Source organism: Zhongshania guokunii, from assembly GCF_040892635.1.
Lineage (GTDB): Bacteria > Pseudomonadota > Gammaproteobacteria > Pseudomonadales > Spongiibacteraceae > Spongiibacter > Spongiibacter guokunii.
Genome location: NZ_JBFRYA010000008.1, coordinates 138818 through 162437 on the forward strand (window position 1 = coordinate 138818; position 23620 = coordinate 162437).

19 protein-coding genes and 1 tRNA gene are annotated in these 23620 nt (G+C 49.2%); 13 read left to right on the forward strand and 7 right to left on the reverse strand.

Translation table 11 applies throughout. From position 1 onward, the window contains the following. The first annotated feature begins 17 nt into the window (after positions 1-17). Positions 18-1388: a glutathione-disulfide reductase gene (gene gorA, locus AB4876_RS10885; protein ID WP_368381686.1), complete on the forward strand. Its 1371-nt coding sequence runs from the start codon at positions 18-20 to the stop codon at positions 1386-1388. A gap of 51 nt (positions 1389-1439) precedes the next feature. On the opposite strand, the gene AB4876_RS10890 is transcribed toward gorA, so the two are convergent. Further along, complete coding sequence (locus AB4876_RS10890; protein ID WP_368381687.1) at positions 1440-3563, reverse strand: carboxy terminal-processing peptidase; 2124 nt, start codon at positions 3561-3563, stop codon at positions 1440-1442. Positions 3564-3732: 169 nt separating this feature from the next. Here AB4876_RS10890 and AB4876_RS10895 point away from each other — a divergent pair, with 169 nt between their 5' ends. The 6 genes from AB4876_RS10895 to AB4876_RS10920 all read left to right on the forward strand — a co-directional run bounded on the left by AB4876_RS10895 (position 3733) and on the right by AB4876_RS10920 (position 11019). Beyond that, positions 3733-4104: a nuclear transport factor 2 family protein gene (locus AB4876_RS10895; protein WP_368381689.1), complete on the forward strand. Its 372-nt coding sequence runs from the start codon at positions 3733-3735 to the stop codon at positions 4102-4104. Between the two features lie 107 nt (positions 4105-4211). Continuing rightward, a complete protein-coding gene (locus AB4876_RS10900) occupies positions 4212-5846 on the forward strand; it encodes a long-chain-fatty-acid--CoA ligase (protein WP_368381690.1) in 1635 nt (544 codons plus the stop codon). Positions 5847-5938: 92 nt separating this feature from the next. After that, positions 5939-6748: an acyl-CoA thioesterase gene (locus AB4876_RS10905; RefSeq protein WP_368381691.1), complete on the forward strand. Its 810-nt coding sequence runs from the start codon at positions 5939-5941 to the stop codon at positions 6746-6748. Between the two features lie 86 nt (positions 6749-6834). Further along, positions 6835-8340, forward strand: a complete 1506-nt coding sequence (locus AB4876_RS10910; protein WP_368381692.1) for a sensor domain-containing diguanylate cyclase — start codon at positions 6835-6837, stop codon at positions 8338-8340. 73 nt (positions 8341-8413) lie between these two features. Beyond that, on the forward strand, positions 8414-10036 hold the full coding sequence (locus tag AB4876_RS10915; RefSeq protein ID WP_368381693.1) for a L,D-transpeptidase family protein: 1623 nt from the start codon (positions 8414-8416) through the stop codon (positions 10034-10036). Between the two features lie 8 nt (positions 10037-10044). Further along, positions 10045-11019, forward strand: coding sequence for a D-Ala-D-Ala carboxypeptidase family metallohydrolase (locus AB4876_RS10920; RefSeq protein ID WP_368381694.1), 975 nt, complete (start codon positions 10045-10047; stop codon positions 11017-11019). Positions 11020-11141: 122 nt separating this feature from the next. Here the strand turns inward: AB4876_RS10920 and nhaB are convergent, their stop codons facing one another. The 3 genes from nhaB to AB4876_RS10935 all read right to left on the reverse strand — a co-directional run bounded on the left by nhaB (position 11142) and on the right by AB4876_RS10935 (position 15251). Then, positions 11142-12647, reverse strand: coding sequence for a sodium/proton antiporter NhaB (gene nhaB / locus AB4876_RS10925; RefSeq protein WP_368381696.1), 1506 nt, complete (start codon positions 12645-12647; stop codon positions 11142-11144). 245 nt (positions 12648-12892) lie between these two features. Beyond that, positions 12893-13633 carry a phosphatase PAP2 family protein gene (locus tag AB4876_RS10930; RefSeq protein ID WP_368381698.1) on the reverse strand — a complete coding sequence of 247 codons (741 nt, stop codon included), beginning with the start codon at positions 13631-13633 and terminating at the stop codon, positions 12893-12895. After that, on the reverse strand, positions 13620-15251 hold the full coding sequence (locus AB4876_RS10935; RefSeq protein ID WP_368381699.1) for a phosphoethanolamine transferase: 1632 nt from the start codon (positions 15249-15251) through the stop codon (positions 13620-13622). Before AB4876_RS10935 ends, AB4876_RS10930 begins: the two co-directional genes overlap by 14 nt. Positions 15252-15575: 324 nt before the next feature. Here AB4876_RS10935 and AB4876_RS10940 point away from each other — a divergent pair, with 324 nt between their 5' ends. From AB4876_RS10940 to AB4876_RS10950, 3 genes are all read left to right on the forward strand, one after another. Next, the gene (locus tag AB4876_RS10940; RefSeq protein ID WP_368381700.1) at positions 15576-16058 is read left to right on the forward strand and encodes a hypothetical protein; all 483 of its coding nucleotides are present in this window, start codon (positions 15576-15578) and stop codon (positions 16056-16058) included. Further along, complete coding sequence (locus AB4876_RS10945) at positions 16042-18390, forward strand: CFI-box-CTERM domain-containing protein (RefSeq protein ID WP_368381701.1); 2349 nt, start codon at positions 16042-16044, stop codon at positions 18388-18390. The genes AB4876_RS10940 and AB4876_RS10945 overlap by 17 nt, the downstream gene beginning before the upstream one ends. A 141-nt stretch (positions 18391-18531) precedes the next feature. Beyond that, a tRNA-Leu gene (locus AB4876_RS10950) sits at positions 18532-18618 on the forward strand. A gap of 148 nt (positions 18619-18766) precedes the next feature. Here the strand turns inward: AB4876_RS10950 and AB4876_RS10955 are convergent. Continuing rightward, complete coding sequence (locus tag AB4876_RS10955) at positions 18767-19114, reverse strand: zinc ribbon domain-containing protein YjdM (protein ID WP_368381703.1); 348 nt, start codon at positions 19112-19114, stop codon at positions 18767-18769. A gap of 20 nt (positions 19115-19134) precedes the next feature. Beyond that, entirely contained in the window at positions 19135-19380 is a 246-nt protein-coding gene (locus tag AB4876_RS10960) for a hypothetical protein (protein ID WP_368381704.1), read from the reverse strand. 225 nt (positions 19381-19605) lie between these two features. Here AB4876_RS10960 and pckA point away from each other — a divergent pair, with 225 nt between their 5' ends. The 3 genes from pckA to AB4876_RS10975 all read left to right on the forward strand — a co-directional run bounded on the left by pckA (position 19606) and on the right by AB4876_RS10975 (position 22113). Continuing rightward, positions 19606-21222: a phosphoenolpyruvate carboxykinase (ATP) gene (pckA, locus tag AB4876_RS10965; protein WP_368381705.1), complete on the forward strand. Its 1617-nt coding sequence runs from the start codon at positions 19606-19608 to the stop codon at positions 21220-21222. A 120-nt stretch (positions 21223-21342) separates the two neighbouring features. After that, positions 21343-21534 (forward strand): ribbon-helix-helix protein, encoded by a 192-nt coding sequence (locus AB4876_RS10970; protein ID WP_368381706.1) that lies wholly within the window; start codon positions 21343-21345, stop codon positions 21532-21534. A 24-nt stretch (positions 21535-21558) separates the two neighbouring features. Then, positions 21559-22113, forward strand: a complete 555-nt coding sequence (locus AB4876_RS10975) for a hypothetical protein (RefSeq protein WP_368381707.1) — start codon at positions 21559-21561, stop codon at positions 22111-22113. 38 nt (positions 22114-22151) lie between these two features. On the opposite strand, the gene AB4876_RS10980 is transcribed toward AB4876_RS10975, so the two are convergent. After that, entirely contained in the window at positions 22152-23393 is a 1242-nt protein-coding gene (locus tag AB4876_RS10980; RefSeq protein ID WP_368381708.1) for a tyrosine-type recombinase/integrase, read from the reverse strand. Positions 23394-23620 lie beyond the last annotated feature (227 nt).

The window sequence follows — 23620 nt, forward strand, 5'->3', positions numbered from 1 at the left end:
AAATTTGCGGAGGCTTAATGACTCAGCTTGATGCTCAAAGCGAGCACGACTACGATTTATTTGTGATTGGCGCCGGTTCCGGCGGGGTGAGAGCGGCGCGGATGTCGGCCGCCTTTGGCGCCAGGGTCGCTATTGCCGAATCGCGCTATTTGGGTGGCACCTGTGTCAATGTTGGCTGCGTGCCCAAAAAACTGTTTAGTTACGCCGCCCATTACCGCGAAGATTTTAGCGATGCCCAAGGGTTTGGCTGGCAAAGTCAGGTAGAGCCCTTGGATTGGCCGCGGCTGCGCGACAATAAAACCCGTGAAATAGAGCGTTTAAATGGCATATACGGCAATTTGCTGAGTAATGCCGGTGTCGAACTGCTTAATGGCCACGCCAGCTTTGTCGATGGCCACACGCTCAGTGTTGATGGCAAGCATTACACGGCAAAGCGGATTTTGATTGCCGTGGGCGGCTGGCCCTTTATTCCCGATATTCCGGGCCGTGAATTGGCTATTAGTTCCAATGAGATATTTTATCTCGACACCCTGCCAAAGCATGCGGTGGTGGTGGGCGGAGGTTATATCGCCACGGAGTTTGCCGGGATACTCCACGGCCTTGGGGTGGAGGTGGATCAAATTTACCGCCGAGATTTGTTTTTGCGTGGATTTGATACCGAGTTGCGCGAGCAGCTGGCCGAGGAAATGCGCAATAAGGGCGTTAATTTGCGCTTTAACGAAAATGTTACCGCTATTGCCGCAGAGAATGGCCGTTTTCGCCTTAGTCTGGAGAATGGCGGCAGCATGCTCACCGACCAAGTGCTTTATGCAACGGGCCGTAAGCCCTTGCTAGAGGGCCTAGGCTTGGAAAAAACGGGGGTTAAGCTCACTGAGCAAGGTTATATTGAGGTTGATGATACTTTCCAAACCAGTGATGCCTCGATCTATGCAGTTGGCGATGTCACTGGCGGTATGGAATTAACCCCAGTCGCACTGGCTGAAGGCATGAATTTAGCCAAGCGCCTGTACAAAGGCGAAACCAAGACTGTGGACTATAAATTTATTCCCACCGCGATTTTTTCGCAGCCAAATTTAGCGACTGTTGGTTATAGCGAAGAAGAGGCGCGGGAGAAATTTGGTGAAATCGCAGTATTCACTTCGCGGTTTACGCACTTAAAACACACCTTAAGTGGAAACAAGACTAAAACCTTATTAAAACTGGTTGTCGATAAAGCCACCGACCAAGTCGTTGGTGCTCATATGCTGGGAGATGAGGCGGGTGAAGTTATTCAAGGTTTGGCGGTGGCGATAAAAGCGGGGGCTACCAAGGCAGACTTTGATTCCACCATTGGCATTCACCCAACAGTTGCCGAAGAATTTGTGACAATGCGCGAAGCCAGTCGTTAGCCTTGATCCATTCGCTAGCCCGCGAGATACACGGGCTAGCGAATGGGATTACTACTGCTGTTTGGCCAGCCGTTCAGGCTGAAAATAGGGGATAGCATCAACCAGAATGTGGCTGGCTTCAATTAGCAGTGGGTCTGGGTCTTTTTCCTTGTCTTTATCTTCTTCACTCTCCGGCGCGCTTTCGTCATTTAAGGCCAAGTTCTCTTCGCCTTTGCTATCTTCTTCCAAAGCCTTTAAGGGTTCTTCGCCTTTGGCTACTCGGCGGCGGTTTTCCATGGCCAGCTGCAGGGCTTTTTGCTCATCGCGCTCGCTGCGACGTTTGTCGATGTTCAGTGATAAATGGGTTTTATTGCGCATTTTTTCGATAACCGCGATTTGCTCCTGTAAAAAGACAAAGTCGGGGTCTTTGGCAATACGCTTTTCATGCTTGCGTTGTAGGGTTTGTAATCCCGCCTTTAGATCGAAATAGTAACGGTGGTTAGCGCGTTCAATGCGGTCCCAGCTCAGGGCATTGTCGAGAATACTCTCGCCAATTTTGTCTTGGTCATAAAGCGGTGGGAAGGCGATATCTGGAATAACGCCACGATTTTGAGTGCTGTCACCAGAGATTCGGTAGAACTTTGATTCCGTTAATTTTAATTGGCCGTGGCTCAAGGGGTTCACCGATTGCACGGTACCCTTACCAAAAGACTGCGTGCCAATAACGATACCGCGCTGATAATCCTGAATAGCGCCGGCAAATATCTCGGAGGCCGAAGCGCTCATGCGATTAATGAGTACCGCTAAGGGACCAGAGTAGTAGGCCGAGCTGCGGCGCTTACCCTCGCGAATTACCCGTGAATTCGATTGGCGAATTTGCACGGTTGGGCCAGATTCAATAAAGAGGCCGACCATACCATTGGCTTCTGCCAAGGAACCGCCACCGTTGTCGCGCAGGTCGATCACAATACCTTCAGCGCCTTGGCTCAGCAATTCACCGAGAATACGGTGAACGTCGCGAGTTGTGCTGCGGAACTCGGTGTCGCCTAAGCGATAGGCTTCAAAGTCTAAATAGAAGGTAGGTACGTCGATCACGCCCACATGGTGAGTCACGCCGTGACTGTCCTTAAATTCTATCAACTCGCCTTTGGCGCTTTGATCTTCTAGCTTGACTTCATTGCGCTCGATAATGATTTCGCGGCGGGCCTCTTCACTCTGGGCTACGGCGGGAATCACGTCTAAACGTACAAATGACCCAGCGGCGCCGCGAATCAAGTCCACAACATCGTCTAAACGCCAGCCGATAACATCCTGCATCTCACCTGATTTACCCTGAGCTACACCAATGATCTTGTCGGCAGGTTGCAGTTGGCCCTGCTTGTCGGCGGGGCCGGCAGGGACTAGACGAACCACCTTGGTGTAATCGTCTTCCATTTGCAGCACGGCACCAATACCTTCGAGCTTTAGGCTCATATTGATCTGAAAGTTTTCAGAAAGGCGTGGCGAGAAATAATCGGTGTGAGGGTCGTATAAAGAGGCAAAGGCATTTGCGTAAAATTGGAATGCGTCTTCAGACTCGAGCTGGCTCATGCGTTTAATTTGGTTTTTAAAGCGCTTGCTGAGTAAGTCGACAATACCTTCTTTGTCTTTGCCGGCAAGCTGTAAACCCAAGACGCGGTTTTTAATCTGCTTGCGCCAAATCTCATCGGCGGCGGCGCTGTCTTTTGGCCAGGCTTCTTTAGCGCGGTCTAGCTGAATGTCTTCACTGGTGGTGAAGTCCATTGCCGCAACTGTTTCGGGCAGCGTGTCTAAGGCTTTTTGCAAACGGTCGATCATGCGCTCGCGGTAGCGATTGAAAATCGTAAAACCTGCGTTGAGCTGGGATTTTTTGAGTTCGTTATCGAGTGTGTCGCGGTATTTCTGGAACTCATTGATATCGCTTTGCAGTAAAAACTGGCGATTAGGGTCGAGGTCATCTAAAAATGAGTCGAGGAGTTTACCCGAAAAATCGTCGTTTAAAGCCAATTTTACATAATGTCGGGTGTCCAGCTGTTTAACCATATCGCGAATTGCGGTGGTATGGCTGGGCTCCGGTTCGAGTGCTTTTATGGCATCGGCCGAAACATGGACAGCGCTAAATTGAAGTAAAAGGGCAATAACTACGCAGAAACTGCGGGCGAATCTTTTATTTAACATTAAATACCGCATCTAAAGTCGAGTGATCTTGAGTATGGTACACCGCCAAGGCGCCGATTGCAGTGCTTGGCAGTAGCTCGATGTTTATTTCCAAAATCGACATATTCGTTAGTGATATACCGCGTTACACTGGAAAGGTCTACTAATTGACCTTGTGGAGCTTATTAAAGTGACTAAAAACCCAAAAATTGCCGTAGTAGAGCAATATATTAAAGCGCTATCCAATCACGATACGGTCGCAATCGATACCTTGTTTACCGACAATGCCACGGTCGAAGACCCAGTAGGCAGCGAGCCAATAAGCGGTAAAGCTGCCATTCTTCGATACTTTGAGGTGGCATTTAGTTCCGGAGTTTCTGCTCGGCTAGACGGCGCGGTACGTTTAGCCGGCGCTCACGGCCTTTTTCCCGTTGTCATTGAACTAAATCCAGGCAATGGCGAAGTGCGTATCGAAATCATTATCCAATTTACCTTTGATAGCCATAACAAGATTATGGCAATGAAGGCATTTTGGAGCGAAGCAAATATGACTACCCCGTAAAAATGTGAAATTGGTATTTTACAAGGCGCGCTCGGCGCTAAACTTATTAGGGATAGCGCCGCTAAAAATGTAAAGTAAATCAACGATAAGAAGAGAGAAGGACAATAATGATAAATGCCATGATGAACAGCCAACTTACGATTACCTCTTTGATGAAGCATGCCGAACGAGTCAATGGCGCAGTGGAGATTGTATCGGTTACCGCAGATAATCCTCGCCACCGCTACACCTATCGGGAAGCCTTTGCGCGAGCCAGACGTTTAGCTAATGCTCTCGTTAAACTCGGTTTAAAGCCCGGCGACACGGTAGCTACTTTTGCATGGAACGATTACCGCCATCTGGAAATTTACTATGCGGTGTCATGTAGTGGCATGATTTGCCATACCGTCAATCCGCGTTTATTTCCTGAACAGATCGAATACATAGTTAACCACGGTCGCGATCAATGGGTTTTTGTTGACGCCACCATGGTGCCGTTATTAGAGCAATTACAAGACACCATGCCTGATGTAAAAGGCTTTGTGGTGATGACCGACAGTGCGCATATGCCGGCAACGAGCTTGCGCAATGCTCGCTGCTATGAAGATTTGTTGGCCGCAGAGGGTGACGAATTTGAGTGGCCTGAACTAGATGAAAACACGCCGTCGGCATTGTGTTATACCTCGGGCACTACCGGTAACCCAAAGGGCGTACTGTATACCCACCGCTCTACCTTGTTGCACTGCTATGCCAGTATTGCGCCCGACGTATTTGGTTTATCTGTTAAAGATGTCGCCTTACCCATAGTGCCAATGTTCCATGTTAATGGCTGGGGCATGGTTTACAGTGCGCCAATGACCGGAGCCAAATTAGTGATGCCTGGCCCAAAGATGGGTGATGGTGAAACCTTATGCGCACTCATTAACGAAGAAAAAGTCACGGTGTCAGCAGGGGTGCCAACGGTGTGGCTGGCGCTGTTAAATTACTTGGCTAAAACCGGCAAGACTATCGATAGCCTCAATCGCCTAACAGTTGGCGGCGCGGCTTGTCCATTCACAATTTTTGACGATTTCCGTAATAAGCATGGCGTTGACGTGCAGCAGGGCTGGGGCATGACCGAAATGAACCCGCTAGGAACATTTAACGGCAATGTGCCGCCTGCAATTGCGGACCTGCCGCCCGAACAATACGACAAAATGCGATTGAAGCAGGGTCGCCCGGTGTTTGGGGTCGAAATTAAAATCGTGGATACCGATAACAATGAGCTGCCTTGGGATGGCGCTAGCGCCGGGGCAGTAAAAGTTCGGGGGCCATGGATTATCGCTGAGTACTATCGCTATGACGGTCAAACCCTCGATGATGACGGCTGGTTTGAAACCGGTGACGTAGCCTGTATCGACGAATACGGTTATATGCAAATAACCGACCGCCTAAAAGACGTTATAAAATCCGGCGGCGAGTGGATTAGCTCGATAGAGCTAGAAAACTGCGCCGTTAATCACCCAGCGGTGGCCGAGGCCGCTGTGGTCGGTATGCCGCACCCCTCGTGGAGCGAGCGGCCGCTGTTGCTGGTAATTCTGCAGGAAGGGGAAAGCCTGAGTCGTGAAGAAATGCTCGCCTGGTTTGACGGAAAAGTGGCGAAATGGTGGATCCCTGAAGACTGTCTGTTCGTCGACAGCCTTCCCCACACGGCGACCGGAAAACTGAGCAAGAAAGATATTCGAGAAACCTATAAAGATTACCGCTGGCCCGATATTGCTTAATTCCGTTAAAAAAACGATAGCCAAACGAGTACAGCACTAGGCGCACTTTACATTGTAAAGTGCGCCGCGCTTAAAATGACAAAGGACGAAACATGATAGATTTTCAAGGCTTACTCGCGAGCATTAAGCCCAGCGGTGAAGCCAATCAATACAGTGTGAGTGTTGATGACACATGGTTACAAGGCCGAACGGCTTTCGGCGGTCTCAGTGCAGCCTTAATCTGCGAAGCCATGCAGCAGCAAGTCGATGCCGATCGCCGGCTGCGCGCCTTGTCGGTGGTTTTTGTTGGTCCGGTGCCGGCAGGCGAACATCGCATTGTGATTCGCGAGCTGCGCGCCGGCGGTTCGGTAAGCCATTTACAGGGCGAACTTGTGTGCGACGGCGAAGTGGCGGTTACGGTTAGCGCCTCCTACGGTAAAGATCGGCCTTCGGCTATTAAGCTCGACGCCCCGAGCATCCCCGAAGTCAGCCCACCAGAAAGTCTCACGCCGCTGCCCTATATAAAAGGAATTACTCCACAATTCACCCAGCATTTTGATATGCGTATTGCATCTGGCGACCTGCCTTTTAGCGGCGCAGCGAGCGCCGATTTTGGTATTTGGTTGCGTTTTCCTAGCCCGCGAGCAATTGATATACCAGCTTTAATCGCACTCGCTGACTCGCCACCGATGCCGGGCTTAAATATGATTAAGCCACCGGGCGTGGGTAGCTCCTTGAGCTGGTATCTGGAGTTTCCAACAGATTTACCCAGTGCAGATGCCTCGCAATGGTGGTACTGCGATTATCGTTGCCAAGCTGCGGGAGACGGATATTTCCACAATAACGCGACTATTTGGGGGCCGGATGGTCGAGCAGTGATGTTTAGTCGCCAAATTGCCACTGTATTTGAAAAACGAGACTAGTAAATTACTGCTTTAGTAATAGTATGGATGCGAAATATAATCGCTACACGCGACCTCATTCTTAGGGGTGGTAGAGAATAGTTAATATGGCAATTGATTTAAGCCCGTTCATTGAAAATACCGCACGCCTGCCGTCTATTCCACGGGTGGTAACGCGGATTGTCACCCTAGCTCAGCAGGGTGAGATCGATATGCAAAATATTGCTGACCTTGTTGCCAGTGATCCTGCCTTGGCGGCCAAAACCCTGCAATATGCCAATTCGCCTATCTATGGCAACGACCACAAAATCGAAAACCTGCGTCGCGCCATTGTTTTACTGGGTTTAAATACCACCGTTAATCTCGCATTGAGTTTTTCGCTAACGTCCTCAATAAAGGAGTCACAGAGCTCTGGCCTGCATTACCCTTTGTTTTGGCGGCGGTCTTTGTTGGCGGCCAGTGCCGCCTTGGAGCTTGGTCGCCTGGCTGGTGAGCGCGCTTTGGAGGAGTTGTTTCTAGCGGGTTTATTGCAGGATATCGGCATGATTGCGATTGATCGCTTGCAGCCCGAGTTTTATTCCGAGTTGCAAAGTGACCAAGTATTTCATCAGCGAGTTCGGGAGTACGAAATTGAACGAATGGGGGGCGACCACGCGGAAGCTGGTAGCTGGCTTTGCAAGCACTGGGATCTAGCCGATCGTACCACCTTGGCCATTGCTAATAGTCACCGGCCAACCGTGTTTGCCAAAGGCGATCGCGATGGCTTGTTTGTGCGTTGTGTTGCTTTGTCTGGTGTAGTTGCCGACTATTTAATATTTGGTGAAACCAGTGAGGCTCGCAATCAATTAGTTTTGCAGTGCCAGCGGGTTTTAGACTTCAATCTCAATAAAATAGAGCGTTTAATTGAGGTGATGCACGACAAAATTCCAGAGATGGAGGCCTTGTTCGATATTAAATTAACCGAAAGTGCCAGCCAATCGAAATTACTTGAAGAAGCCAATGCCACTCTCGCGGCGATGAATATCGAGACTTTGCAGCACAGCCAGCACAAGACTACCGTGAGTGATAAAAATCGAGCTAGCACCCCTAAACTAAGTCGAGAAGAGCGTTACGACGCGCAAACAAATGTTTTTTCACGGAAATTTGCCGACGGCTATATTCCAGATGCCTTCGATATTGCCTGCCGCACAGATAGAAATATTAGCTTTATGCTACTAGAAATTGGCAATTTAAAAGAAATTCAGAAAAAAGTTCCGGACGTGGATGCCTATATTAATGACGTGGCGCGGGCACTCGAGGCCACCATACGCTCGGGCGACGTGCTCAGTCGTTTCAGCAACGAACTGTTCTTAATTATTATTGGTGGAGCCACGCGGGCGCAAGCGACCATGGTTTGTCAGCGCATCTACGATGCCATTGCCACCTTGAGCACACCAAGTAAAAAAGGCCCCCTTGGCGGCATTAGCAATATTACTATTCACGCAAGCATCGGCGTGGCAACTCACGGTACTGAGGGGGAATTCGAAAGCGCCGAGGACTTGCTAAATGCTGCGCAATCAGCCTTGTACACCGCTAAATTGAAGCCTACAAACCGAATCGCTGAATTCGAATAATAATTAGCCGGCATTTTTAAGCACATTTTCCGCCACGCTTGCTCGTGAGCACTCGCTAGAGATCTTGCTACCTATGAAACTCATCTACCGCATGATCGTGATAGTTACTTGCCTAGCGGTTGTCTACCCCGCGCTGGCCAACGATCAAATACGTCAAAATATCGAGACCTGGTCTGGCGGTTATCCGGCGACATTGTTGAGCGAAGGGGTTATGAATAAAACCCAACTCAGTCGTTTTTATATTCAGAACGAATTCAAGCCTCTGTGGTTTAGCGGCGTCATTTTAAGGGATTCGGCACGGGTACTTATTAGCACAATCAAAACTATTGATAGCGAAGGCTTGTTGCCCAGCGATTATCACAGTGAAATATTGCTGCCACTCTTGGATGCGGAAGCAAGGACGCAAGACATCGCGGCACTCGATTTACTATTAAGCGATGCCTTTTTTAGTCTGGCTGGCCACTTACAGGCAGGTAAAATCGACCCGATAAGCTTGAGTAATGAGTGGGAGGCCAACCGCCGCCATACAAATATTGAAGCGGTATTGCAGCGCGTCGTAAAACGGGGCGATATTGCGACTGCGTTAGACAGTTTGCGGCCAAAACAAATTCGCTATTACCGCTTGAAAATTGCATTAGCGAAAATGAATTCGTTGTCGAATACACCGTGGACACAGGCCTTGGCCGAAAGTCCGGCAATAAAGGCTGACAATAGTGATGTGCGCTTACCTATTATTAGCGCGCGGCTGCGGGTGTGGGGGGATTTACCAAGTGCAGGCAGCGATGCCATCGAGGCCGATGCAATTCATGTTTACAGCTCTGCGTTGCAGCAAGGTATTAAAAATTTCCAAACGCGTCACGGTCTAGAGCCCGACGGCGTAATTGGTCGCGAAACAATTAAGGCTCTGAATATATCCCCCAAGGAACGCGCCAAGCAGATTATTGTCAATATGGAACGCTGGCGCTGGCTGGCGGAAGATCTGGGTGACAAGCACCTGCTTGTTAATATCGCAGCGTTTGAGCTAAAAATCATCGACCACAACGAAACTGTCTTTGTAAAACCGGTGGTAGTGGGGCGCAATTACCGAAAAACCCCGGTATTTAGCAATAAAATACGCTATTTGGTGTTGAACCCAACGTGGACGGTGCCCTTTAAATTAGCGGTTGAAGATAAACTCGGTGAGATACAAAAAGACCCAGGCTACTTAAATCGTCTTGGTATTCGGGTTTTTCGCGGCGACTCGGCGGTGCCAATAGACCCATTTTCAATACACTGGAACGAAATCACCAAACGCAATTTCCCCTTCCGTTTAGTGCAAGGTCCCGGCCCGCAAAACGCGCTGGGGCAGGTTAAGTTTATGTTCCCCAATCCCCATGATGTCTATCTTCACGACACACCCTCAAGGGAGTTGTTTAAAAAGGCCGAACGGGCCTTCAGCTCGGGCTGCATAAGGGTTTCTGACCCACTGGAACTCGCCGAGTTTCTACTGCGCGATCAGGACTGGGATCACGATAAAATCGCTGCGGTTATCGCCAAGGGCAATACCGAGACGGTGAGTTTGAAAACACCGCTGCCAATTCATATTGAATACTGGACCGCATGGGTAGATCGCCAAGGTGGCCTCAATTTCCGCAATGATATTTACGAACGCGACCTGCCGTTGTGGCAAGCGCTAAACAAACCCGCACTTCAGTAGAGAAGCAAATGAACCTAAAACCCAATTGCTGTAAGCGCTTTGCACTCGTCTTGGTGTGGGGTCTTTTAACCGTGGGGGCACAGGCAGAGACACAAACCTCATTTGATCCAGGCCTGACGCCATTCAGTGTTGAAATAGGAAAAAAGCCTCTGCGCCAAGCCATTAGTTTGCGCACAATTATGCCCGGCAAAACCCTTGATATTCGAATCAGCCAAAAAGCGGTGGGGGAGTTTAGTGCAACTCAGGGGGCGCAAAAGCTCAGTATCAGCGCGACTGGACAAATTAAATGGCGGGCGCCAAACAAACCCGGCTACTATCCAATAGTGCTTCTGCGCAATAAAGATAAGCGCAAAATTGAGCTTCAGGTCTTTGTGTTGCGGCCTGCGAACCAAATTGTAAAGGGCAAGCTTAACGGTTATCAGATAGGTAGCTATCCCAGTGCTTTAAACGGACTCGAAACCTACCAGCCGCCTGCAGGCTTTATAGAGGTTACCCCAGAAGTAGAGAACCTTTTGGTATCGCCCCATTTCAGGTTGAATCAATTTCTATGTAAGCAGCAGAGTGGCTACCCTAAATACCTACTGCTGCAGGTAGGGTTACTCGACAAACTTGAATTATTACTAAAGACCGTCAACGCCGAGGGAATTCGTACTGACAGCTTTGTGGTAATGAGCGGCTACCGCACGCCGTTTTATAACAAGGCCATTGGTAATGTCACTAATAGCCGGCATATTTACGGTGGGGCTGCCGATATCTTTATTGATGTGAGCCCCGTCAATGACTATATGGACGACCTGAATGGTGACGGCCAGACAAATCTTAAAGATGCCGAGCATCTCTATGCAGTCGCGGATAAATTAGTCAGTCATAGCAAGCGCCCTGAATTGATGGGTGGCGTGGGCTTGTATAACAAAACCCCAGCCCACGGCCCCTTTGTGCATGTGGATGTGCGGGGAACCCCCGCGCGCTGGGGCCATAAGTAGTTAGCGCTGCGCCAAAACCAGCATTCCCTTTAGGTATCCTCTAAAGCAAAAAGCCCCGATCACAATGACCGGGGCTTTCGTTGGCAAACTAACAGCGCGTTAGCGCTTTTTATAGCGCGGGATTAATCAAAGAACCACACCGCAACCATCGCAACGCTACTCATCACAATAGTGTAGGGCAGAGCCATTATCACCATTTTGCCGTAAGACAAGCGAATGAGTGGAGCTAGTGCAGAGGTTAGCAAGAACAAGAATGCAGCCTGACCATTCGGGGTGCCAACACTAGGAATATTGGTGCCAGTGTTAATGGCAACCGCTAAGTGCTCAAGTTCTTCGCGGGTCAGATGGCCGGCATCAAAGGCCGCTTTAACCTCGTTGATGTACACAGTAGCAACGAATACGTTGTCACTGATAACGCTCAACGCGCCGTTGGCGATAAAGAACATTAAGGTACGCATCTGGCCTTCCATTGCCAATACGTGATCTATGACTGGCTTGAACAGGTGCTGCTCATGGATAACGCCGACTATTGCAAAAAATACCACCAATAATGCGGTGAAGGGCAGCGCCTCTTCAAACGCGTGGCCAATGCGGTGTTCGTCGACAATACCGTTAAATGCGGTCTGTAAGACAATGATTGTTAAACCGATCAAACCCACTGGCGCCAAGTGAAGGGCCAAACCTATCACCAAGAACACGGCGACTACGCCCTGTACAATTAGCATGGCAACATCAGAATTGGTCCGTTTACGGTCTTGGTCAGCCGAGTACTCTTCAAGAACCGTACGGACCGAAATAGGTAATTTTGTGCCGTAACCGAACTTGCCGGTCATTTCCAGTAAGGCGCATGTTATAAGGCCAGCAACGAGCACAGGCATCGTTACGGGTGACATCACCTGTAAGAAATGCATGAAGTCCCAACCCATTTTCTCAGCAATTAATAGGTTCTGAGGCTCGCCTACCAAGGTGCACACGCCACCCAGTGCCGTACCCACCGCACCATGCATTAAGAGGCTACGTAAAAAGGCGCGGAACTGCTCTAAATCTTGACGGGCATTGTCGGTGACCTTGTTGTCGTCGCCGTGATCGTGATCACTGTGCGAATGATGGCCACCCGAGGCAACTCGGTGATAGACCGAATAAAAGCCAATACCGACCGCAATTAAGACCGCCGTTACCGTGAGGGCATCGAGAAAGGCGCTTAAAATTGCTGACATGAAGGAAAATAGCAGCGACAAGGCTATTTTCGACTTCACATTAAGCAGCAGCTTGGTAAACACAAAGAGCAGCAGGTTCTTCATGAAGTAGATGCCTGCGACCATAAATACCAGTAGCAAGATTACTTCAAAGTTGTTGCGGGCTTCCATGTACACGGTTTCTGGCGAAGCCATGCCAATCATAATGGCCTCTAGTGCCAATAAGCCGCCGGGCTGCAAGGGATAGCACTTAAGCGCCATAGCTAGGGTAAAGATAAACTCTGCAATCAGCGCCCAGCCAGCAACGAAGGGGCCGGCTGTATAGAGCAGAATGGGGTTTAAAATGAGAAAACAAATAATCGTTTTTTTATACCATTTGGGCGCATTGCCAAGAAAGTTATTGGCAAAGGCTTGAACCATAGTCTGATCCATAAAATCACTATCCTTATTAGTTGTCATTCGGCTTCGGGCGACGGCAGAGGCCAGTCGGTAATGACCGGCGCTAATGATAATACAGTCCGTTGCAGAGAACCATGCTGAGCGCGTGCTAGCGGGGTAGGACAGTGGATATAATATTGCTGAATTAACAAAACCGTCAATATGGCGGCCAGAAACGCCACGTATCTCGGGAGAGACTCACGGCGTTTATATACCTAGGCGGAATTTAAGGGTTGAACTTAGTCAGGCGAGGCAATCGTCAGTAGGGAGCCTGATTTAGAATCCGATGGCGATGAACGCTCCAGCGTTTTATGGGGAATGACCATCTGCGCTACACAGTTAACCACCAGCCACGATATAAGCATCGAGATGATGGTATGGCTTAGAAAATGGTGACCCAGTAGCATCTTATAGCCGCCCATGATCCAGCCCGCGCCAATAGCAAAATACAGAGCTTGTTGCCGGCGGCGCCGAGATTTTGGTAAATAATACAGAGCCATCAGCGCAAAGCCTCCGCTGGCGTGGCCTGCGGGGAAACAGCGCTGCTGTTTGCTGGGCTCTTGACCAGTGGGGTATCGCTCAAAAACCTTAATATAGGGAATGTCACCGCCATACTGGCTTAGGGCGTAGGGACAGGCGACATTTGTGGTGCCTTTTAGCGAGGAAACCGCGGCGGGGCCCAGTGGCAGTGAGAGTAAAACGATGAGTAGACCACAGTGATATTGCTTAACAATGGGGTGTTTGCGAAAAAACAATAGACTCAGTAGCAAGGCCACTTCAAACAAAATGAGTAGTTTTTTGGGACCGTCGTAAAGTATGAAATGCCTTACAGGGCTGCCTTTAATGCTTAAAGCCCACTGCTGGCTTTGGCTATTATAGAATAAGTCCTGCACCCAGGTATCCAGTGGGGTGAGCTCAAAGCATATGGTGCAGGTCAGCAGCGCGAGCAAGGAATATTGAATATGTTTAGCGGGCCGCATTGTGTACCTCTTCATCTTCCTCGTCTTCTAATACCACCAACTTGACAGCGGCGGCGGGCAATAAAGCGGTACTTACCTCAAAGACTTCAAGCAGGGTATCGAACACCGCGTCGTGAGAGTTGGCTTGATCTTTTATCGCTAAGGTCTGCTCGTAATCGATGTCGGAGGAGGGGTCAATCCACGCAACAACCGGAACGTGGGTTTGCGCCTCGGGCGCAAAGCTATAGGGCATGCCGTGTAAATACATGCCCGACTCACCCAGCGACTCGCCGTGATCACTCACGTAAAACATTGCCGTTTCGTATTTAGGTGAGTTGACTTTGAGTAGCGCGATCACCTGCGACAGAAAATAGTCGGTATAGAGAATAGTATTGTCGTAGGCATTGATTATTTCCTGCTGGCTGCAATCGGAAAGCTCTGCCGATTGACAAGCGGGCGTGAATTTCTCAAACGCTGGGGGATAACGCCGATAATACGCTGGCCCATGACTGCCCATTTGATGCAACACAATCAATATATCGCCGCTTTTATTGTCGATATAGGTTTGCAACCCGTCCAACATACCAATGTCGCGGCACTCTTCGTCACACACGGGGTTGCGCTCGCTACTGCGAAAATCTTCAAAGGGTACCCTGTCGGCAACCCCTTTAGAGTCAGAATTATTGTCTCGCCACAGCACATTTACTCCGGTGGTTTGCAATAAATCCAAACCGTTTTCGGTGTTGCGAGCGCTGTTCACGTTAAAGTTTTCATGGGCCGAGTAAGAAAACATGCACGGCACAGAAATTGCGGTTGATGTGCCACAGGAGTGGATATTGCTAAAGCTTACGAGGTGCTGCTCTTTGGCAAGCAAAGGATTAGTTACGCGCTCGTAGCCGTTGAGCGAAAAATGGTCTGCGCGAGCGGTTTCACCCACCACTAAAATCACCAACTCGGCGTGAGCATCCTCGGTTTCCAAAATGTTGGCGACAGCGTCGAGGGTCATAAAGGGCATTGGGTCGGCCGTTGGGGCAAAACTTGCTGCAAATTGCATAGCTGAATAAATAGGGTAGGCGGGGCTTATATAGTAGCGAACAGATTTGTGTTCTCTAAAAAAGCTAGCGTACTGGCTGCTAAAGCTAAATATACAGGCGGCCATAATCGCCAGAGCCAAGGCGGCAGTTATAGTGTGACCAAGTAACCGTTTTCCCCAGCTAACACGTGCGGGGTTATGCGCCCACAGTAGTGTCACTGGCACAACGCCGAGCAATACAATTCGCAGTGCTAGACTTAAATTCATTAAATCGCTGGACTCGGCGATATCGGTTTCGGCCAAGTTGCGGATCATATCCACATCGATAACGGTACCAAATTGGTCTGAAAAGTAAGCAGTGCCGGCAGCTACGAGCAAAAAGAACGACACGGTAATACGCCAGTGCAAGACAAGACTGAAAACAGCCATCAGCAAGGTCAGGCAGGCAATGAGCAATATCACCATGGAAACAATAAAACCGGAATTGTCGGAAAAGGGATAAAGCTCAAGAACCGCGGTAAAAAAGCTTAGATTAGCCGTGGCGCTCAAAAAAACAGCGGCGACGATGATGGTGTGATAGGAGCGCAGGCGATACAGCGAAGGCATATATTATCTTCTCTTTGTAAAAAACGCTGAGCTCAATGCTGAAGGAAAATACAATACCGAGTCTCAATGAGCACAATTAGGAGGGGGTGCTATTGGGCACTACAGTATCGTCTAAAAATTAAGAAACACTTAAGAAAGCCAGTTAAGAATCACTAAGTAGTGGCGTTAGCTGCCGTTTTACAGAAGCAGTCGCTAACTCCGGCTATATAATCGGTTTTTAGCGCTACTTATATGTGTAAATCCCTTACTTTGCTCAACTAACTAAAGCGTTAAGCTAGCCGCATGATTGAACCTAGCAAGCTATCTTTAGGAGCAAATGGATCTATGCTCACCCTCAAAAATTGTTTCATCGCCGCATTTGACCTGATTTGCATCGGCCTTGCCCTTGGCGGATTGCTCTTTGCGTGCAGCAATCAAGAGGCCGGCCGCCAGCAGCTAGATCGAGAAGTCGCCATTATCGAAGGTGTGGTATTGCAGCCGCCGTTAAATACCCTTGTAAATCTAGACGAGTCACTTTGGCGTATAACCGAAGGTGGTTTAACAGTGCGCGTTGATCCTGAGTTAGGCATTTTGGTGGATGTTCGGTATTGGTCACATAATGCAGAATCAATGATCGCTAATTTCAAAAACGCAGGCTATAAGTTAGATTACATTAACACCGGCAATCAGCGTCTAACACTTTGGGTCAACACCCAGGAACAGTTAAAAAAGCTGGCGGGTATGCAGGGTGTGAGCGCAGTATCGGTTAGTACCGCTGCACCAAAACGTGATTTAACTCTAAGGGCATTTGATGAGCGTAAAAATTAGTTGGGCGGTCTTTGTGATGAGTGGCTTGATGTGCGCCAGCCAAAACAGTTTTGCGGAGTTAAACCTCAAGCAGAAATTTGCACAGGAGTCAGCCAGTACCGCTAAAATAGACAGCCACCTGCGCAGTCTTATCCGCTCAGAAACACCTGATTTTGCTAGTACATCACGTGCTAAGGCTTTGCCTGAGCTACGATTGCAACGCAACATCAATAGCGCAGCAGACCAGGGAGTAGTAGTGGTATTGCAGCTAAGCGATGCCAATGAACTGCCCATATTTCTGAGCGAACAAGGCATAGACCTACTTTATTTAAGCGACAACGGCCGCCATGCAACGGTTCGGGTCTACGACGCTACTGCGTTAGTGCGCTTGGCGGAGCAGACTACTGTAAATTCTCTGTCGTTGGCTGAGCCTTCGGTGCTTCGCGCGGGCTCGGTGAGTAGCCGCGCCGACCGCGCCATGCGCTCCACTGCGCTTAGCAGCAATCTGGCAGTTAACGGCAGCGGGCAAACCATTGGGATCATTTCAGACAGTTTTGCGCAGACGCCCTCAGTACGCGGTATCAATACAACGCCAGCCAAAAACGTCGCGGGAAATTTACAGAGCGCGATCAACCAAGTTAGCGGTGATCTTCCGTCGGTAGTTGGCCTACTGCGCGACGACGTGCCTGATGGTACCGACGAAGGCGCTGCGATGGCAGAGCTGGCGTACGACGTTGCGCCTGGTGCAAATATCTTATTTCATGCCGCAGGCCAAAGCCGAGCAGAAATGGCAACGGCAATAGATAATCTTTGCGCTGCCAATAAGGCCACTATCGTGGTCGACGACATCTTGTTCATTAGCGAAAGCAGCTATCAAGACGACGCTCCTGCGGCTGCAGCAACCCGCTGTGTTGCCGCTGGCATACCCTACTTAACTGCTGCGGGTAACGACGGAGATCAGGCCTACCGCTATGTTTATAAAGACTCAAATGAGAGCTTAGACGAACCCGGCATCACCCTGTGGCCAAGTGGTAACGACCTGCACAACTGGAGCGCCAGCGGTAATGATCGTTTTTTAAGCATCACCCTTACCCCGAATAGCACGGTTTATGTTGTGCTGAACTGGAACCAGCCCTATGCCTCGATTAATCCAGCAAATGGCGCCCAAATCGATTTAGACCTCTACGCCACAACCGAGGCCAGTGTTTTAGCCCTAAACCCAATTCACCCCAGTTTCTATGAGCGCAGCGCAAATCAACAGGGAACAACCGGGCAAGCCAGTGGCGACGCCTATGAATTTGTCACCCTCGCTACTGGCGCGGCAAGCCAAACCTTTTACATAGCAGTAGAGCACTTTGACGGTAGCCAGAACGATATTCCCCAGCAAGCTGGGGTGCCAGTGGAGTTTCGAATACTACTTACCGGCGGCCAGCCTAGTGCCGTTGAATACAACTTTAACGGCATCGCGATTTGGGGGCACTCAGCCGCAGCAAATGTCGCCTCGGTTGCCGCTGTGCCTTGGTGGGAGTCGCCGGAGTTTCGCCCAGAAGGCTATGACACTCTTGGTATAGACCCCGAACCGTTTACCTCTCGCGGTGGCATTCGCAAAATACAGTTCGATCAAAATGGCAATTACCAGCTCGTAAATCGCAATGTTCCAAGCTTTGCCGCCATCGATGGCAACAACAACACCTTTTTAGGTGCGCCGTCGAGCAATGTCGCCCCTGAAGATGGCGAGCCAGATAGTTTCCCTAATTTCTTCGGTACCTCTGCTGCTGCGCCCAATGCGGCGGCGGTTTTCGCGCTGCTAAAACAGGCTTATCCCAGTGCCACGCCGGCGCAAATCATAAGCGCGTTAAAAGCTACGGCTATTGATGTTAATGGCCGCAGAGCAGCCACCGGTTATGACGATGTAAGCGCCAGCGGTCTAATAAACGCCGAGACCGCCGCAACCTCTTTGTCTATTGCCGTGGGTAACCCCGCGCCATCCCCCTCTGTTCCTGCCGCCCAGAGTGGTGGCGGGGGAGGGGGCGCCTGCTTTATTGCAACGGCCGCTTATGGAAGTTATTTGGCGCCAGACGTAAAAATATTGCGCGACTTTCGCGACAATGTGTTGATGCCTTACCAGTGGGGGCAACGATTTGTGGCAAGCTATTATCACTACTCGCCACCGATTGCAGACTATATAGCGGGCTCCAGCACCCTGCGTTTTGTAAGCCGGGTAGGCCTGAGCCCCTTGGTTTACGGGCTTAAATACCCGCTGTGGAGTGTGCTTGCTCTGTTTGCTGCGCTACTGGGTTTACGCAAATACCAGGGGCATAAAAGGGCACGCCACCACCTGCAGGTAATTTAGCTAACAATAAAGCAGTCTAAGCCGTTGATTTTTTTGAATCATATCAGTAGACTGCGAACGCTTTTAAAGCACTAGCGCTACCCAAAAGCCGTTGTTTATAGGTTTTTGCATCATTACTGGCTCTTACGCCAGAACCCCTTAGCCCGGGTGGTGAAATCGGTAGACACAGGAGACTTAAAATCTCCCGACAGCAATGTCGTGCCGGTTCAAGTCCGGCCCCGGGCACCAAATCTCGTTAGACCTCGCGAATACCCCGTGAATGATGAAGAGCCGAAGAACCTTGCCTTCGATGCTTTTACACGCTTGGAATTTACCAGCATCTGTAACCAATACTTGATATGCACGACGACAGCAAGTGCCAGCCGCGCGGATTGAGTTAACTGTTCGCCTTTTTGACAAACTCTGACTTCAACATCATTTCACCGATTTTATCTACGCGGCAGTCGATATTGTGGTCGCCATCGACGATGCGGTTGATTTTGAGTTTGGTGCCAATTTTTATTACGGTGGAGCTGCCTTTTACTTTTAAATCTTTAATTAGTGTGGCGCTGTCACCTTCAAAAATATCATTGCCATTGGCATCTTTTACTTTTGCGATGTCGCTATTTTCATCATCGCCGCTGTTTAGCTTCCATTCATGGGCGCACTCAGGGCAGATCAAAGTGTCGCGATCATCGTAGACGAAGGCCGACTGGCATTTGGGGCAGGGTGGAAGGCTACTCATAGGGTTTTCCTTAAATCTAATTACAAAAATACGGTGAATTCTTTTAGGCCAATTTGCCTAATTAACTCGGCGAGGGCGCTCATGTCTTCGCTGGCAATGGGTTGGTCGTCATTATCGGCGAGCACAAACGATTTATTACTGGTGTCGCGCAGCATCACAAACCATTGGGTTTTACTGCTTGGTATTTTAGTGCCAGGGCTTACTCTGACCTGGGCTTCCAGCCAACTGCCATTTTCCCCGAGGGCAATGGCATCATTCAATAGCATGATCTCAACCTCGTTTAGTGCATAAGTAATAGCGATGTTCCTTTACTCTTATCGGCTAAGTACCGGCATGTAAGCACATAAGCTGGACGCTGATTAATATCGCTTTGAATACTAGGTCATTGCTGGCACAAGGGCTAGCCAGATGTGCATTATATGTTAATCTTATTAACATTCAATGAATGCTAAGCGCGCAACCCCAATCAATTGCAAACCGAAGGACGCCCAATGAGCTCAACTAAACTTCATCAAGCACTCTCTAGCTACGGTATACATAGCCCATCAGCGGTCCTCTACAACACTGAATACGACGTCCTATTTCAAGAAGAGACACGTCCTGAGCTTTCAGGTTATGAGGCAGGAGTGGTAACCAAGAGTGGCGCAGTGGCGGTAGATACTGGCATTTTTACTGGCCGCTCACCCAAGGATAAGTACTTTGTTAAAGACGACACCACCCGCGACACGCTGTGGTGGTCAGACCAAGGCAATAACGACAACAAACCTATCAATGAGGACATTTGGCAGTCGCTTAAATTAGTTGTAGGCGAGCAACTCAGCGGCAAGCGCTTGTTTGTAGATGACCTATTTTGTGGTGCTAACGCCGCTAGCCGCTTGAAAGTGCGCTTTGTAACCGAAGTCGCATGGCAGTCGCATTTTGTTAAAAATATGTTTATTCGGCCTAGTGCCGCAGAATTAGAAAATTTCGACCCTGATTTTGTAGTATTGAATGGCGCTAAAGCTACTAATCCTAACTGGGAAGAGCAGGGCCTGAATTCTGAAAATTTCGTTGCCTTTAATATGACCGAAGGTATACAGCTTATTGGCGGCACATGGTATGGCGGAGAAATGAAAAAGGGCATTTTCTCGGTAATGAATTATTTGCTGCCACAAAAGGGCATGGCCTCCATGCACTGCTCAGCTAACGTTGGTGAAAACGGAGATACGGCGATCTTTTTTGGCCTGTCGGGCACGGGTAAAACCACCCTTTCTACCGACCCGAAACGGGCACTGATCGGCGACGATGAACACGGCTGGGACGATAACGGCGTCTTTAATTTTGAGGGCGGCTGCTACGCAAAAACCATCAACTTGAGCCAAGAGCAGGAGCCGGAAATCTACGCCGCCATCAAGCGCGACGCGCTATTGGAAAATGTGGCTGTCGATTCTGACGGCAATATTGATTACGCAGACAACTCAAAAACTGAAAATACCCGCGTCTCATACCCGATCTACCACATTGAAAATATTGTTAAGCCAATTTCGGTGGGCGGCCACGCCTCTAAAGTAATCTTCCTAACAGCCGACGCTTTTGGTGTATTGCCGCCGGTAACGCGCTTAACAAAAGAGCAGGCCGAGTACTATTTCCTGTCTGGTTACACCTCAAAGTTAGCGGGTACTGAGCGCGGGATTACCGAACCTACACCGACATTTTCGTCGTGCTTTGGAGCCGCATTTTTAAGTTTACACCCCACGCAGTACGCCGAAGTTTTAAATAAGCGCATGGCTAATGCCAGCGCCCAAGCCTATTTGGTTAACACTGGTTGGAATGGTAGCGGCGAGCGTATTTCGATTAAAGCCACCCGCCAGATCATCGATGCGATTTTGGATGGCTCAATAGAAGAGGCCACGTTTAATACCCTCCCAATATTTAATTTGGCAACGCCGCGTGCCTTAGACGGTATAGAGGATAGTCTCTTGGATCCCCGTCAGAGTTACGCAGAAGTTGGGCAGTGGACAGAAAAAGCGCTCTCGTTAGCCTCCAAGTTTATTGATAATTTTCAAAAGTTTACAGATACAACTGAAGGCGCTGCTTTAGTTGGCGCGGGCCCTACATTAAAGGGCTGACGGATGATTATTAGGATCCGATGACGATTTGTTACGGCACTAGGGCAATCTGTGCCGTTAAAGCACACTGCTATTTTTATTGATTTAACATAGCAGTTCTTCTAATAAATGAGCTTCTCCATGGAAAAACGGACCGCACGATTAACCCTGTTAGTAGACCCGCATAAGAAGGCCGCGTTCGAAAAGCTGTGTGAACAGGAAGACGTCACACCCTCGCAAAAAATCCGCCAATTTATGCGTGACTATATTGAGAAAGAACTTGGTGCTGACTGGAAAGAGCAGGTCTTTGTCGATGCGGATAGCGCGAAATAAGCTCGCCTCTATTCGGGAAAAACTATGCCCCCGTTACGAAAGACGCCAAGCTCCATCAGCAGGCATTCTGCTGATGGTTTTCCAGCAAATGTAAGTCCCGCAGGGGTCTTAGCAATTGCTGCGACGTTTGTTATATTGCTGGCTTATTACGGTGGCGGATACAATCGCTTTATCCCTATTTTAGACCACGCAAACCTTGCCTTTCATGAAGCAGGGCATGTGTTATTTGGCTTTTTTGGTCAAACTGCTGGTCTCTATGGCGGCACCTTCGGGCAATTGGTATTCCCTCTAATAGTGTTTATGTCCTTCTACCGTCGCGGCCAAATCATGCAAGCCGGGCTTGGTCTACTTTGGTTGTTTCAGAACTTTCTGAATATTGCCCGCTACGTAGCAGACGCAAGGGCGCAACAGCTGCCCTTAGTCGGTGGTGGTGACCACGATTGGTTTAATATTCTTTACCGCTGGGACGCATTGCCGGCAGATAAATCCTTCGCTGCCACATTAACAACTGTCGCGTGGCTGGGGATGATACTGAGCTTTGTGTGGGTCCTACGGCTCTGGATAAAATCCCAGAAATAGCAGCAATTAAGACTAATTTAGGTTCAGTGCAAGCTGGGTTAGTTAACTTTTCGTGCTTTTCCGCTCTCTGCGCGAATCCGGTTTTCGGTCTGCACATACACGGTGTCGGTAGTTGCCATGCTGGAGTGACCAAGATCCTCTGAAAGGTCCTTTAAAGCACGACCTCGCTCGATTTCCATGCTAGCGCCGGTGTGGCGTAACCAGTGGGTAGACGCCTCTTTTAATTTGCGGGCCTTGTCATCACCTTCGGCCGCGCGCATTTCCTCATAAGCCTTATCAAAGACCTGCTGCACAATGCGTGTGAGTTGGCGGGAGGTCATACCACCTTGGCCGCGAATTTTTTCAACGATAGGGGAGTTGTCTCCCGGTGAAGGTAGCTTGCTTAGGCCACGGTAGCTGCGGTATCGCTTCAAATAGGGAATAAAGCTGTTTGGCACGGTAATATCCCGCAGTTTACGGCCTTTTCCGAAGGCTTTTAGCCACCAATTCCCCTCAGAATCCTCCCAGAAATGACTCATTATTGGCGACCAGTTAGGGCGCTCGGATAGCTCCGAAATACGTAGGAATAGGGTTTTCATCGCGCAGATAACAAAGAGGCTGCGCTCATACAAATCGTCTTCTTCAGCCAATGTGTGGGCCACATCAAAAACGTATTGCCACTGAGATTCGCTAAGGCGGCGAACCTCTTTAACCTGAGCATCGCTAATAAAGTGTCGGCAATCACCCTTGGCAATTTGTGCGGGATTGCCGTACAGATATTCTTCACTCATAAGGTATTTATAGAACACAGTTATCGCCGTGAATGTTGCGGTTAAGGTTTGTTGAGACGGCTTGTATTTTTTCTTGTCGGCCAGCACATCGTTATCGGCGCGTTTGGGCAGTTTGAGCTTAAATGGCGCCCAAAGTGGATTCTGGGTATGAAGGCCGTTTTGGCAAAGGAATTTCTCGTGGTTCGCAAGGCAAATCCACGACACCGGCGGTTGCCAGCAAAAGTCGGCATAATCCAAAATATCGGCTTTGCGAAATTGATCCATAGGCTTGGATTGAAAAAGAAATACCCATAATAAGAAACGTTCAATTTCGTTGCGAAACCGCGTGTAAGTATGTTCAGATTTATTGCGGCCGATGTACTGTAGAAACTCTTGGCCCCAGCGCCAGTGTTGTAGGCGCCAAGGTTCAGCTGATTCTAAAAAGGCTTTGAGCTCAGGGTATTCTTCAAAGCGAAAGTCTTTGAGCTCGGCGTAAGTTGGATACAGCGGCGTTGGTTTAGCTTTGGCCATGGCTTGATTACCAGTGAATACCTGAGGGCTCCATTGTAAACGCCCTAATACTCTATGTCGAATACTAAACAGTATTAGAATTAGTGAAGATGCCAATCTGAATGTCAGTCTACTTCTGCACTATAGGGTATTTGACTAAATTTGGTCCTAATCTTTCGTTACCATCAGGTATCTATTTGATTTATAAAAATAATAGCTGGCCGTTTTCGACCGTACCGCGCTTGGTA

Bases quoted from the DNA above. Each gene is read 5' to 3' on its own strand.
- gorA (WP_368381686.1), top strand. From the start codon at position 18: ATGACTCAGCTTGATGCTCAAAGCGAGCACGACTACGATTTATTTGTG.
- AB4876_RS10890 (WP_368381687.1), bottom strand. From the start codon at position 3,563: ATGTTAAATAAAAGATTCGCCCGCAGTTTCTGCGTAGTTATTGCCCTT.
- AB4876_RS10900 (WP_368381690.1), top strand. From the start codon at position 4,212: ATGATAAATGCCATGATGAACAGCCAACTTACGATTACCTCTTTGATG.
- AB4876_RS10905 (WP_368381691.1), top strand. From the start codon at position 5,939: ATGATAGATTTTCAAGGCTTACTCGCGAGCATTAAGCCCAGCGGTGAA.
- AB4876_RS10910 (WP_368381692.1), top strand. From the start codon at position 6,835: ATGGCAATTGATTTAAGCCCGTTCATTGAAAATACCGCACGCCTGCCG.
- AB4876_RS10915 (WP_368381693.1), top strand. From the start codon at position 8,414: ATGAAACTCATCTACCGCATGATCGTGATAGTTACTTGCCTAGCGGTT.
- AB4876_RS10920 (WP_368381694.1), top strand. From the start codon at position 10,045: ATGAACCTAAAACCCAATTGCTGTAAGCGCTTTGCACTCGTCTTGGTG.
- nhaB (WP_368381696.1), bottom strand. From the start codon at position 12,647: ATGGATCAGACTATGGTTCAAGCCTTTGCCAATAACTTTCTTGGCAAT.
- AB4876_RS10930 (WP_368381698.1), bottom strand. From the start codon at position 13,633: ATGCGGCCCGCTAAACATATTCAATATTCCTTGCTCGCGCTGCTGACC.
- AB4876_RS10935 (WP_368381699.1), bottom strand. From the start codon at position 15,251: ATGCCTTCGCTGTATCGCCTGCGCTCCTATCACACCATCATCGTCGCC.
- AB4876_RS10940 (WP_368381700.1), top strand. From the start codon at position 15,576: ATGCTCACCCTCAAAAATTGTTTCATCGCCGCATTTGACCTGATTTGC.
- AB4876_RS10945 (WP_368381701.1), top strand. From the start codon at position 16,042: ATGAGCGTAAAAATTAGTTGGGCGGTCTTTGTGATGAGTGGCTTGATG.
- AB4876_RS10955 (WP_368381703.1), bottom strand. From the start codon at position 19,114: ATGAGTAGCCTTCCACCCTGCCCCAAATGCCAGTCGGCCTTCGTCTAC.
- AB4876_RS10960 (WP_368381704.1), bottom strand. From the start codon at position 19,380: ATGCTATTGAATGATGCCATTGCCCTCGGGGAAAATGGCAGTTGGCTG.
- pckA (WP_368381705.1), top strand. From the start codon at position 19,606: ATGAGCTCAACTAAACTTCATCAAGCACTCTCTAGCTACGGTATACAT.
- AB4876_RS10970 (WP_368381706.1), top strand. From the start codon at position 21,343: ATGGAAAAACGGACCGCACGATTAACCCTGTTAGTAGACCCGCATAAG.
- AB4876_RS10975 (WP_368381707.1), top strand. From the start codon at position 21,559: ATGCCCCCGTTACGAAAGACGCCAAGCTCCATCAGCAGGCATTCTGCT.
- AB4876_RS10980 (WP_368381708.1), bottom strand. From the start codon at position 23,393: ATGGCCAAAGCTAAACCAACGCCGCTGTATCCAACTTACGCCGAGCTC.